At 48.9% G+C, this 12,666-nt stretch carries 12 protein-coding genes and 1 pseudogene; 11 read left to right on the top strand and 2 right to left on the bottom strand.

The features are described from left to right. The first annotated feature begins 13 nt into the window (after positions 1–13). The 6 genes from OGX92_RS11520 to OGX92_RS11495 all read left to right on the top strand — a co-directional run bounded on the left by OGX92_RS11520 (position 14) and on the right by OGX92_RS11495 (position 5,582). A complete protein-coding gene (locus tag OGX92_RS11520; RefSeq protein WP_003832746.1) occupies positions 14–322 on the top strand; it encodes a monooxygenase in 309 nt (102 codons plus the stop codon). A gap of 248 nt (positions 323–570) precedes the next feature. Continuing rightward, positions 571–966: a RidA family protein gene (locus tag OGX92_RS11515; RefSeq protein WP_003832744.1), complete on the top strand. Its 396-nt coding sequence runs from the start codon at positions 571–573 to the stop codon at positions 964–966. A 27-nt stretch (positions 967–993) separates the two neighbouring features. Beyond that, the gene (locus OGX92_RS11510; RefSeq protein ID WP_003832743.1) at positions 994–1,962 is read left to right on the top strand and encodes a threo-3-hydroxy-L-aspartate ammonia-lyase; all 969 of its coding nucleotides are present in this window, start codon (positions 994–996) and stop codon (positions 1,960–1,962) included. A 127-nt stretch (positions 1,963–2,089) separates the two neighbouring features. After that, positions 2,090–2,731 carry a helix-turn-helix transcriptional regulator gene (locus OGX92_RS11505; protein ID WP_008784655.1) on the top strand — a complete coding sequence of 214 codons (642 nt, stop codon included), beginning with the start codon at positions 2,090–2,092 and terminating at the stop codon, positions 2,729–2,731. Positions 2,732–3,141: 410 nt separating this feature from the next. After that, on the top strand, positions 3,142–3,636 hold the full coding sequence (locus tag OGX92_RS11500; RefSeq protein ID WP_286586570.1) for a putative pterin-binding protein: 495 nt from the start codon (positions 3,142–3,144) through the stop codon (positions 3,634–3,636). Positions 3,637–3,653: 17 nt separating this feature from the next. Continuing rightward, positions 3,654–5,582 carry a putative bifunctional diguanylate cyclase/phosphodiesterase gene (locus OGX92_RS11495; protein ID WP_126956289.1) on the top strand — a complete coding sequence of 643 codons (1,929 nt, stop codon included), beginning with the start codon at positions 3,654–3,656 and terminating at the stop codon, positions 5,580–5,582. Between the two features lie 12 nt (positions 5,583–5,594). On the opposite strand, the gene OGX92_RS11490 is transcribed toward OGX92_RS11495, so the two are convergent. Then, positions 5,595–6,554 (bottom strand): YbgA family protein, encoded by a 960-nt coding sequence (locus OGX92_RS11490; protein WP_149335366.1) that lies wholly within the window; start codon positions 6,552–6,554, stop codon positions 5,595–5,597. Between the two features lie 288 nt (positions 6,555–6,842). Here OGX92_RS11490 and OGX92_RS11485 point away from each other — a divergent pair, with 288 nt between their 5' ends. The 5 genes from OGX92_RS11485 (at position 6,843) to OGX92_RS11465 (ending at position 12,417) form a co-directional block, all read left to right on the top strand. After that, a complete protein-coding gene (locus OGX92_RS11485) occupies positions 6,843–7,952 on the top strand; it encodes an AI-2E family transporter (RefSeq protein WP_003832733.1) in 1,110 nt (369 codons plus the stop codon). Positions 7,953–8,070: 118 nt separating this feature from the next. Then, on the top strand, positions 8,071–9,855 hold the full coding sequence (locus OGX92_RS11480; protein WP_193133963.1) for a diguanylate cyclase: 1,785 nt from the start codon (positions 8,071–8,073) through the stop codon (positions 9,853–9,855). Positions 9,856–10,070: 215 nt separating this feature from the next. Further along, positions 10,071–11,075, top strand: a complete 1,005-nt coding sequence (gene trpS, locus OGX92_RS11475; RefSeq protein ID WP_032943285.1) for a tryptophan--tRNA ligase — start codon at positions 10,071–10,073, stop codon at positions 11,073–11,075. Between the two features lie 255 nt (positions 11,076–11,330). Next, positions 11,331–11,816 (top strand): Csu type fimbrial protein, encoded by a 486-nt coding sequence (locus OGX92_RS11470; protein WP_286586569.1) that lies wholly within the window; start codon positions 11,331–11,333, stop codon positions 11,814–11,816. 22 nt (positions 11,817–11,838) lie between these two features. Further along, positions 11,839–12,417: a fimbrial biogenesis chaperone gene (locus OGX92_RS11465; RefSeq protein WP_286586567.1), complete on the top strand. Its 579-nt coding sequence runs from the start codon at positions 11,839–11,841 to the stop codon at positions 12,415–12,417. On the opposite strand, the pseudogene OGX92_RS11460 reads toward OGX92_RS11465, so the two are convergent. Continuing rightward, positions 12,352–12,666, bottom strand: a pseudogene (locus tag OGX92_RS11460) (IS1-like element IS1B family transposase); the annotation flags it as partial. The gene OGX92_RS11465 and the pseudogene OGX92_RS11460 overlap by 66 nt on opposite strands.

Genomic DNA, 12,666 nt, shown 5'->3' with positions numbered 1-12,666 from the left:
CCATGGAGGATTTATGTCGAACAAACTCGTGCAGATACACTTTGATTTTCATGGTCCGTTTGGGGCTGAGATGTCGAATCAGCTCGTTGAACTGGCCGAATCAATCAACCAGGAGCCGGGGTTCATCTGGAAAATCTGGACCGAGAACGAAGCAAATCACGAAGCGGGTGGCATCTACCTGTTCCAGAACGAAGACACCGCTCAGGCCTATATCAAAAAGCATACCGCCCGCCTGAAGCACCTGGGTGTGGAGGAAGTAACGTTCAAAATCTTCGATATCAATGAACCGTTAAGTAAAATTAACCACGGTCATATCAGCTAAACTTTTGCCTTAGACGCCCCTCCCGGGGCGTTTCTTCATTTCCCCCCGGCTTTCCCCTCATCAAAAGCGATCCCCCTCTTTCGTCACCTCGCGATTGCGCTATAGCGTGTGCCAAGTTTGCAATAGTTCACAAAATCATCACTCGCGAAAACTATCTCTAGCAGGAAGTGGCATAAAGGCGTATAAAATAATACAAACAGTATTATTTTATACAAAATGAATCACAAAATGCGACTGGAGATTCTCATATGACCGCGGACATTACACTGAACTCATCTGCTGGAAGCTTCCCGCCAGCAGGTCATTACTCGCACAGTACAACGGCTGGCGGATTCGTCTTCATTTCCGGGCAGTTGCCGGTCACTTTCGACGGCGAGAAAAAAGCGGATGCCTCTTTTGAAGATCAAACCCGGCTGGTACTCAAGAATATTGATGCTTGTCTGGCTGGTGCTGGGGCATCACGTCAGCATCTGGTGTCTGTTCGCGTCTATGTGACGGATATGAACCAGTGGCCGACGTTTAACAAAATCTATGGAGAGTGGATCGGCGATTTCCGTCCATCCCGTGCAGTAGCAGGTGTTGCGGAACTTCATTATGGTTTTGCGCTGGAAGTTGAAGCTATTGCGTTGGCCCCGCAAGCGTGACGTTTAACAACATACAGGTGAACAACAATGACTGAAATGACACTGCCTGATTATAACGATGTTGCCGCTGCGGCAGAGCGCATCGCAGATTATGCTAACAAAACGCCGGTGATGACCTCCCGAACGGTTAACGAAGAATTTGGCGCGGAAGTCTTCTTTAAGTGCGAAAACTTCCAGAGAATGGGCGCCTTCAAATTTCGCGGCGCTATGAATGCGCTACGCCAGTTCACCCCACAACAACGCGCTGCGGGCGTCGTGACGTTTTCTTCCGGCAACCATGCACAGGCCATTGCCCTGTCGGCAAAGTTGTTGGGCATTCCAGCAACAATTATCATGCCGCATGATGCCCCGGCGGCCAAAGTTGCGGCGACGAAAGGCTATGGCGGAAAAGTGGTAACTTACGATCGCTATACTGAAGATCGTGAAAAAATTGGTCGGGACCTGGCAGAGAAACAGGGGTTAACGCTGATCCCCCCTTATGACCATCCGCACGTGATCGCAGGCCAGGGCACCGCCACAAAAGAGCTGATTGAAGAAGTGGGTCAGTTAGACGCCCTTTTCGTGTGTCTGGGCGGTGGCGGCCTGCTCTCAGGATCCGCCCTGGCGGCCAGACATCTGTCTCCTGACTGCATCATCTATGGTGTCGAACCTGAGGCGGGTAACGATGGTCAACAGTCGTTCCGAAGTGGAAAAATAGTTCATATCGATACGCCCAAAACCATTGCTGACGGTGCTCAGACTCAACATCTCGGGAACTATACGTTTCAGATTATCAAGCAAAACGTGAACGATATTCTGACTGTTTCAGACGCTGAGTTAGTTGCCTCAATGAAATTTATCGCTGAACGTATGAAAATCGTCGTAGAGCCGACCGGGTGTCTGGGTTTTGCTGCCGCCAGAGCGCGTAAAGCTGAACTTCGCGGCAAGAAAATCGGCATTATCATCAGCGGCGGAAACGTGGATATCAGTCGCTACAGTGAATTTCTGGCCGGATGATAAACAGGGTATCTGCCATGCAGATACCCTACTTTTACTGTCTGTACACTCCCGTCTGGAAAAACGCTCCCAGGTCACTGTAAACTGCTCGCAATCATGGCAACAGACATCACCGCAGGAGACTGGCATGCCAAAAACCGACAATAACTCGCTTCTCAGCCAAATTGATACTATCGCCAGGGGATTGAGTGAGACCTTCTCTCCATTTTGCGAAGTGGTGGTTCATGACCTCAAAAATCCTGAACATGCCATTTTGTCCATCCATAATAATCTGTCCGGACGTCAACCCGGCCAGCCAGCAACCGAGCTTGGCCTGGCGAGAATCGCATCACCTGACTTTCCCAGCATCATTGCGAACTACAGTAATCAGTTTGCCGATGGCCGCCCGGTGAAAAGTACCTCCATTGGCATCAAGGACGAAGACGGCAAATACGTAGCGGCACTTTGCCTGAATGTCGATATGACGCTGTTCCGTGGTATGCAGAGTGCTCTTGCGCGTTTTACTGAAACTGAAAATTCCCCCATTAAGGAACATATCGATCCCGGCAGTAATGAAGTCATCCGCCAGCGTATTGATGACTTTGCCGCTAAACGCGCGACGACGGCCCGAGCCCTTAAACCTCAAGACCGTAAGCTGCTGATTCAACAATTACGCCAGGACGGTTTGCTGAACGTACGCAAATCTATGGACACAGTAGCGCAGCATCTGGGCGTATCGAGGGCCACCGCCTATCTGTATGCCCGCCAGTCAGCTCAGGCGGGTGAATAAACGGGTTCAGATAGACCACACTTGCCGCGTATAGAATTTCTGTCCTTGATTACCGACACGAAGCGTTCCCGCTCCACTAAAGGCGGCTTCGTGCCCGATATAGTTACCTACCAGTAAACAACCAAATCCAGCCGCAGTGAAAAAATAAACCTTTATTTTCGTGCGTATTTATTGGCACTGAGTAAATAGATGATTTATTTTTGTACATACATAGTGAAATTTAGCTTTACTCAAATAACACACCAGCATTTTTAATGCACCACAGCAGAACGGACAACAAATAACCCACTGATTTAAAAGAGTTAAAAAGCCATTGAAGTTATTACACCAATAATACCCATGCAATATATATAAATAGCGTGATATCTAAATTATAATTCTTTAACATCCGGCTGATTGGTGAGGTAAGAATGCGGTTAATGGTCATGTTGGTAAGCTTTGTACTCTCCACCCAGCTATGGGCAGGTGAACTTTCCAGGCCCACCGGTAAAGTGCTTTTAACGCTGTCGGGTAATATTGAAAATACAAATGCAGACGGGAAAGCCGTTTTTGATACCGCCAGCCTTGAGAAGCTGGGCATGGTCAGTTTCCAGACCACCTCCCCCTGGTATAATGGGCGTACTACCTTTACGGGTATTCCGCTACAAAAGCTCATGGATTATGTCGGGGCTAACGGCTCTGTTGTTAAGGTCACTGCACTCAATGACTACACCACCGTAATCCCTCTTAGTGATTTCAAAAAATACAATGCTATCCTTGCGTTAAAAATCAACGGAAAATATATGCGCATCCGTGACAAAGGCCCGTTATTCATTGTGTACCCCTATGACAGCATGCCAGAACTGAATAATCAGATTTATTATTCAAGGTCTGCATGGCAGGCCAGTAGTATGGATATTGAGTAAGCGTTCAGGGGAACATCATGAACAGAATACTGGCTGGCATCATCTTTTTTCTTTTTATATCTACCGGGTATATCTCTTTCCTCGTGCATGAACGGCAACAAGAGTTACAGAAACTGACTCACTACACCGATTCCTGGTCTGCTGCTCAGCTGGTATCACAATATTACCGATTTGAATCGTTGCTTGGTCTTTACACTATCGATGATACGATGAATCTCGATGATGTACGCATGCGCCTCGACATTATGCTTAGCCAGAGTGATTTGATAAAAGAAGGAGACCTGGGGCGCTACATCGAAAGCAATATAGCGCACCGTGAACTGGCGGTAAAACTTGAAAATACCCTTAGTTTTCTGGATGTTAATCTAGAGAAAATGAACCGTTTAGCACTCCAGGCTTATCTGAAAAAAATGCATACTCTGGATGCGCCACTGGGTCGTCTTTCATCTGGTGCGTTAAACAAAGATGTTAACTCGATCAATAACGCCAACCAAAAAATTCAGACGCTGTACTATATTTATTCTGCAACCTCTGTGCTGCTGATAATACTGAGTGCGATTCTGGGCGTGCTCATTTTCTATCAAAACAGAAATATTCTGCGGGCGCACCTGCAGGTCAAGAGTCTTGCCGAAGAACTGCAGAAATCTAAAGAAAAACTGCAAATGCAGAATGCTAAACTGGAATATGACGTCTACCATGACTCTCTTACCGAGATGAATAACCGTCAGCTATTCTGGAGCGATTTAAATAAAACAATTGAGAGAGCAGAAAAAAATCACGATTCTGTGACTGTGATGTTGTTTGATTTAGATCGATTCAAAGAAGTAAATGATACGTATGGTCATGATGCCGGTGATATGTTGCTACGCCAGATATCTGACCGACTGGTTTCGATGAGCCTTACCTCGGATACGCTGTATCGCCTGGGTGGAGATGAATTTGCGTTTCTCTCAAGCGGCCTGACAGAAAGCCACGCCGTTTCGCGCGCCCAGAAAATATGTGAATTTATCAGCCAGCCCTACACTATTTATAACACGATTATCAACATAACCACCTGTGTTGGCATTGTTATCTCAGACACTGAACGTCGTTCCGACTATCTTTATAAATTTGCCGATCTGGCCCTTTATGAAGCCAAAGGTGAAGGCTCTGGTAAGATAAAAGTCTTCCGACAACGAATGTTAGAAAAGCTACAAGAAAGCAGAACGCTTGAGCATGATATGGCATTGGCAATAGTGAACAAAGAATTCGTGGTTTATTATCAGCCCATTGTTGACTCCTTCAGTCAGGAAATTTATAGCTATGAAGCCCTAATTCGTTGGCTCCATCCTCTAAAGGGCCTCCTGTCGCCGGATAACTTTATTCCTGTTGCTGAAAAAACCGGAATGATTAATGAGATGGGGAAAGCTGTGCTTGAAATTGCCTGCCGGGAAGCGGCTTGTTGGGCGGTTCCGGCTAAAATTTCAGTGAATGTCTCTCCTGTCCAGCTAAGCAGCAAAGCCTTTGTCGGTATCGTACTGTCTATTCTGAAAGAAACTGGACTCCCAGCCGATCGTCTTGAACTGGAAGTAACAGAATCCTCTCTCTTCACTGAGAGTACGACGCCGATGAACACACTTAACAAACTCAGAGCCATGGGTGTAAAAATCTCCATCGATGATTTTGGCACCGGATATTCTTCCCTTTCGCGCCTGAGCAGGCTTGCCTTCGATAAAATTAAAATAGACAAGTCGTTTGTCCATTCAATATCCACACAGGAAGATGCACTTAATATCATCAAACTGATCACCGGCATGGCGAAATCCCTCAATATGAAGGCTGTTGCTGAAGGTGTTGAAACGCAGGAACAACTAAAAAGCCTTCAGGCGCTGGGCTGCGATTTCGCCCAAGGATATCTGTTTGGTAAACCTCAGCCTTGTATCGATGAGAAAATCAGAAACGGTTGAATCGCTCTCAGACTATTTGATCATCAACCGTAGCGCTAAATCATTCGGATAAGGATCAAAATAGTTCTGGGTAAGCAGATAGCTGTCTGGGTATTCAGCCAGATAGTGCTTGAGTAGCGTCAGAGGCGCCAATATTGGCAGCAGCCCACCGCTATAGTTGAGGATAACGTCACGTAACTCTCCGCGCTGGCGGGTGTTCAACCGTTCGCGGAAGTAGCCCTGGATATGCATCAGTACGTTGGTGTGATTTTTCCGTGAGGCGGGCTTTTTGAGGATTGTCATGAGCTTTTCACGATAGACAACGAAAAAAGCGTCCAAATCATCCCACTGGTGAAGCGAGGCTACGAATGGGCCGATTTCCCGGTAACCGGCCTGGTGATGAGCCAGAAGCTGGAGCTTATAGCGACTGTGAAAGTTGAGTAAGCCATGGCGAGTAAGACCATTGGCCCGCAGCCTATTAAGCTCATGCAATGCGAACACGCGTTCGACAAAGTTCTCCCTCAGCACCGGATCGTGCAAGCGGCCATCTTCTTCGACTGGCAACCATGGGTAGGTTTCCATTAATGCGCCAGTAAACAGACCAGTCCCTTCTTTTCGCCCACGATTTCCCTTCTCGTCATACAGTCTCACTCTTTCCATACCGCAACTCGGTGATTTAGCACAGACGATAAAACCCGAGAGGCCACCAAGTCCCTGAAGATATGAGTTGGTGAAATCGGACATTTTATCGGTTACATCCTCACCAGGCGCATGGCTAAAACAGATGCGGACATTCCCTTGGGCGGTTTGAACCAGACGCAACGCGGGACGTGGTACAGGCAAACCGATAGACATCTCAGGGCAGACAGGTTTGAAAGTCACCCACTGAGCCAGCTCGTCCATCACAAACCCCATCCGTTTATGCCCACCGTCGAATCGCACGGCTGAACCAGTTAAACATCCACTAATCCCAATGACAGGCTGATTGTTCATAACGCCCCCCTCGTTAATTGATGACCCTTTTCGGGAAAAAATGACGGTTTCACTATTAAATCATAGCGTACGTTATCTGCTGTGAGATGGAAGAAAGACCGGAGACTTCAGTTTAGACTGGTACTGTTTTCAGGGAGGAGATCAAGGATAGCTCTCCCGCCAGTGAAGCAAGGACAATAAGAATGTAGCCTTAGTGCAACATCTTTATTCTAAATATCTGCAGCTAAAGTTGGTAAATCCCCTGAACGGTTCTATAGTCGGGACTGCTTCTCATTACAGGGTTCACTAATGCGATTTAACGGACTGACTAAAGGCTTCTTCATTTTCATACTTGCCCTCGTGACCTGGGCGTTCTTCGATGTATTGTCCCCCTACTTTTCCGCCATTTTGTGGGCCGCGATATTAACGACTATCTTTAACCCGGTAAAAAACAGACTGCGTAGCGCGCTTGGCGAACGCAACGGGCTGGCATCGTTGATTACCATCGTCATTATCTGTCTGATTGTCTTTATCCCGCTGATGGTAATCCTGTCATCGCTGGCCATTGAACTGAACGTGGTGTACACCAAACTGCAACAGAATGACACGCAGTTCCCGGAAGTCGTCACTTCTATTCTTTCGTACCTTCCTGACTGGGCCAGAGGGTTTCTGGCAGAACACAATCTGGATGATGTCGCGCAGATCCAGAAAAAACTGTCCGATGTCGTGCTGCAAGGCGGGCAGTACCTTGCTGGCAGTGCATTTCTGATTGGGAAAGGGACATTCGGCTTTGCTATCAGTTTTGGCATCATGCTGTATCTGCTGTTCTTCTTACTGAAGGATGGACCGTATCTGGTGCGCCAGATTCTGGACTCATTACCCCTTTCTGACTTTGCCAAACAGCACCTGTTTGCCAAATTCGTCGGCGTGACGCGGGCAACCGTCAAGGGCACGGCGGTCGTCGCTTTGGTTCAGGGTATTCTTGGCGGCATCGCGTTTGCAATTGTGGATATCGACGGCAGCGTTCTGTGGGGGGCGTTGATGGCGTTTCTCTCGCTCGTGCCTGCAGTGGGCTCAGCGATCGTCTGGGTACCTGCAGCAATATTCCTGTTCGCCACCCACCAGCTATGGCAAGGGCTGTTTATCGTTGGCTTCTTCGTGATTATCGTTGGGCTGGTGGACAATATCCTGCGCCCGCTGCTGGTAGGTAAAGACACCAAAATGCCGGACTATCTGATTTTGATTACCACTCTCGGCGGCATGGAGATCTACGGCATTAACGGCTTTGTGATTGGCCCCCTGATTGCTGCACTATTCATAACCTGCTGGAACCTGTTTTCCGGGCGTGACCATGAAGGTAACGTGGAAGGAATCGACGAAGCCTTTATGGAGGAAGGAAAAAATCCTCCAGATTTATGATTGCAGGACGATAACAGAAGGCGGTTCGGGACCGCCTTTTTTATTTTCACGCAAAATCATGTGTTTCCTATAATTGCAATCATGCGTATTCATTAATCGTCGCAGAAGGAACTAATCAGTGCGAATTGCCACAATCACCAACTGGGCCTATAGCGCGACGGTATGCCTGACCATCGCTTCAGGCGTTGTCATGCTGATGGCATCCAGCGCCGATAACACAGAACGCCAGGTGGTAGAACAGCGTTATCAGTTCGATCAACTTACCGAAGAAGTCGAACTCGATGCCTGGTCGCTGTCCGACCTGGCGCGCGACTATGTTATTGCAAAAGATCCTGAGGTGCTTAACGCCTACCGTCAGAAAGAAGCGACGCTGAAAGCTGTTGAGCATCGGCTGTCAAAGCTCAAAGACCTTGGGGCAACGGATGAAGAGCTGGCGCTATTGCACGAAGGGCTACAGATTGTTGATGCCCTGCAGGACGAGCAAGCTGCGGCGCTTGCCAGCGTCGCGCGCGCAGAAGAGTCGCAGGCTATTGCCCTGCTCTATGGGAAAAGCTATGAACAGGAACTGGAACGCGCCCAGGACCGGATAGATCATTTCCGCCAACTGCTCGATAACCGCGTACGCAATACAATTGAAGATGCAACCCAGTCATCCCGCATGCTGCGGACAGCCTCTGAAGTGATGGTCGGCCTGACGGCGCTGCTGTTTTTATTCGTTCTCGGTTTCATTCTAAAGCGTCGCGTCCTGCGCCCCGTCGTGCGTTTGAGCGATGTCGTAAACCGTCTCGCATCGCAGGATTATGCCGTTGAGACGCCCAGCTTTAACCAGATAGATGAAATAGGCGACATGGCGCAGGCGATCCGGATATTTCGCGAGAACGGTCTGGCGCGTCAGAGACTTGAGAAAGAACGAGATGCCGACTGGGCAATCCGCGATCTGCTGGCGCGTATGACGCAGCGTCTGCAGGGTTGCGAGGGTTTTGCCGATGTCATCAATGTGGCAGAGCTGTTTGCACCGAATATTGCTCCAGGTATTGCCGGGCGGCTTTACATACTGGACCAGGAACCCTGGCAAATGCGCTGCGTTGCACAATGGCTTTCTCCGCAGGGTAAAGCGGATGCGTTCCACCCGGACGAATGCTGGGCTGTGCGCCGCGGCCAGAGTCATCCTCCGGTACAAGGTGAACCCGATATCGCCTGCTACCATCTGCCAGAGTCATGCCAGCACCACACCCTGTGTGTTCCGCTGATTGCCCAGGGCGAAGCCATCGGTCTGCTCTCATTCCAGAACCTTAGCGATGATTCCGCCCCCTCCCGTGCATATCTGGAGCTGATGGCAGAAGCACTCGGCCTCGCATTAGCCAACCAGCGTCTGCGTGACGCCCTGCTGGAGAAAGCGCTCTATGACCCGCTAACCGGACTGCGCAACCGTCATCATCTTGAAGATACACTGCGTACCCAGATGAGCCAGGCAGTGCGTAACAAAGAACCAATCAGTTGCCTGATGATCGATATCGATCATTTTAAAAGTATTAATGACCGCTTTGGCCATGAGGCTGGCGATAGTGTAATCAAAAGTATCGCTGCGACTATTCAGCGCGTTGTCCACGACAGCGGTATGGCCTTCCGCTACGGCGGTGAAGAGTTTCTGGTACTACTGCCCAATACGGATGAACAGGCAGCTAACCGCTTTGCAACAGAAATCTACAACGGCGTACGCGAACTGTCGCTGCGCTTTGGCGTTTCCGATATTGGACACGTGGATGTCTCTATTGGCGTTGCCAGTTACCCGCAGCACGCCCAGAGCGACAACCTGTTACGCGCCGCAGATGTCGCACTGTACCGCGCGAAAGAGTTAGGTCGTTCGCGCATTGTGAGCTTTGGCATGCTGGAAGCGAGCTGATATGGGCCAGCACTTCGGGCATTGCTTTACCTCTACGCCAGGTGGTATGTTAACTGGATGAACACAAACAACGATATCACCGCTTTTAATCACAACCTGTGGTGGCTGCCTTCTTAAAGGCGGTCAGAATGTGTTTTCCTCATTTTAAATAACCGCCGAAAGGCGGTTATTTGCATTTAGAGACCCCTTTCGGTTTTATGACTAAGGAGTCTTACATGAACAATAAAACCATCATCCTCACTGGCGATCGTCCCACCGGCCCGTTGCATCTTGGCCATTATGTGGGGTCATTGCGCCAGCGCGCCACGCTGCAACACGATTATCAGCAGTTTATATTGGTGGCTGACCTACAAGGGTTAACCGATAACGGCAGCACACCGCAAAAGATCCGCAACAATATTCCCGAAGTACTTGCCGACTATCTTGCCGCAGGAATAGACCCGTCACTTACTACCATCTGTCTGCAATCGGCACTGCCTGCTCTCGCAGAGTTAACCGCGCTTTATATGAACATCGTTACCGTGGCTCGCGTGGAGCGTAATCCTACGGTCAAAAACGAAATTGCGCAGAAAGGGTTCGCCCGCTCGTTACCGGTTGGTTTTCTGGTTTATCCCATCAGTCAGGCGGCAGATATTACGGCCTTCAAAGCCGAAGTCGTTCCCGTCGGCGACGATCAGTTGCCAATGATTGAGCAGACTAACGAAATCGTGCATAAGATGAATAGCCTGTTACCGGCCCCCGTCCTATCGCACTGCAAAGCGCTGCTGAGTGAAACCAGCCGCCTTCCAGGGATCGACGGAAACGCTAAAATGTCAAAATCGCTTGGTAACACATTGCTCCTGTCAGCCAGCGAAGAAACCATTCACCGCGCGGTCAGCGCAATGTACACCGACCCTAATCATCTGAAAGTGTCCGACCCAGGGCAAATAGACGGCAATATGGTATTCACTTACCTCGATGCTTTTCATCCGGATAAAGCAAAAGTGGCGGAAATGAAAGCGCATTACCAACGGGGTGGACTGGGTGACCGGACATGCAAAAACGAGCTGGAAGTGTGCTTGCAAGAACTCATCGCGCCAATGCGCGAGCGGCGTGCAACCTACATTCAGGATAAAGGCATGCTGATGGCGATGCTCAAAAAAGGAAGCGAGCAGGCGCACGAGATTACGCAGCAGACATTAAGAGAAGTGAAGCAAGGGCTGGGTTTGCCGGTGTTCTAATCTGGATTGATGTCTCTCCCGGTGGGAAATAACCACCGGGAGGGATGACTCTTTATGGCGCTAATTCAACTCATATCACGTGACACCCGAGGTTGTGATTCAACGATTCCCTACTGAATGTAAATACCCTTTCCAGCCATTTACATGATTTACACATAGCACAATTACATAATCAAAATTAACCATTAATCTCTATCCTTCCTCGCCTTTCCCCACCCTTATAAAATCGATTATATAACCTTAGCGAGTTTTAAAATGATTAACCGTAAAGCCACTGCATTATCTCTGACTGCGATTAGCATTTTATTTTCATCCGCTGTCTTTGCAGATGATTCAGGCAGCGTTAGCGACCAAATGACGGTAAAACTGACCGACGAAAAATCATGCAAGGTCAGCGTTGATGATATGGATTTTGGCTCACACGGTAGTAATGATGGGGCTGTTACAGCCTCTGCCAAAGCTTATGTAACCTGTACAAACGGCACAGGGTATATGCTCGGAACGGATAAAACTCACGATTTCGAAATGAGTTCTAACGACACCGCCAATGCAAAAAAAGTAGCCTATACCCTTTCTACCGACCATCCTGGCGGCACTTCTCTGGCTGATAATGGTATTTCAGCTATCGGTACCGGTGAACAGCAAGCATTGCCCATCTTCGGGAAAGTAACGGCAAATGCCCTGAAACAGGCCTCTGCTGGGGACTATACCGATACCGTTACATTAACAGTTACATATTGATTTAATATTAAAGGTGCAGCATATGAAACGATTTATTTTATGGGTTGGTGTTAGCGTCTTGAGCCTGGCCTGCACAATAAATTCATACGCTGCCACCTTGCAGGTGTACCCGGTCACCCTGGGATTCTGTGGTAAAGAATCCGCCCAGGCTATCTATGTACGTAACACGGGTAGCGCCACTATCGGGGCACAGATCCGTGTCTATGCGTGGAAACAGCAAAATAATAAAGACAACTTGACCGATACCCAGGATGTAATGGTTAGCCCTCCTATGACCACAATCCCGGTCTCCCGCCAGCAATTGATCCGGGTTATCTTAGCAACGCCAGGTAGTGGTGATACCGAGCAGGCCTACCGTATTATCGTTGATGAACTCCCTGGTGAAAATAATATGGCTGATAAAGATGGGGTTCGTTTCTTGCTGCGTTACTCCATCCCGGTATTTGTTAATTGTAAAGATACCCAACCCATCAGTAGTCAACTAGATGTATCAATCGATCGTTCAGTTCATCCATTAATGGGTAATGACTCCAACTTATTGATAGTGTTTTATGTTCAGATAATGCCCGATGACTTTGTCATGCAGCTCCACCGATTTTGAGAACGACAGCGACTTCCGTCCCAGCCGTGCCAGGTGCTGCCTCAGATTCAGGTTATGCCGCTCAATTCGCTGCGTATATCGCTTGCTGATTACGTGCAGCTTTCCCTTCAGGCGGGATTCATACAGCGGCCAGCCATCCGTCATCCATATCACCACGTCAAAGGGTGACAGCAGGCTCATAAGACGCCCCAGCGTCGCCATAGTGCGTTCACCGAATACGTGCGCAACAACCGTCTTCCGGAGCCTGTC

The organism is Citrobacter sp. Cpo089 (assembly GCF_030332695.1).
Taxonomy (GTDB): domain Bacteria; phylum Pseudomonadota; class Gammaproteobacteria; order Enterobacterales; family Enterobacteriaceae; genus Citrobacter; species Citrobacter portucalensis.
Note: the sequence above shows the minus strand (reverse complement) of the source record. Positions and strands in the feature narration are given on the sequence as shown.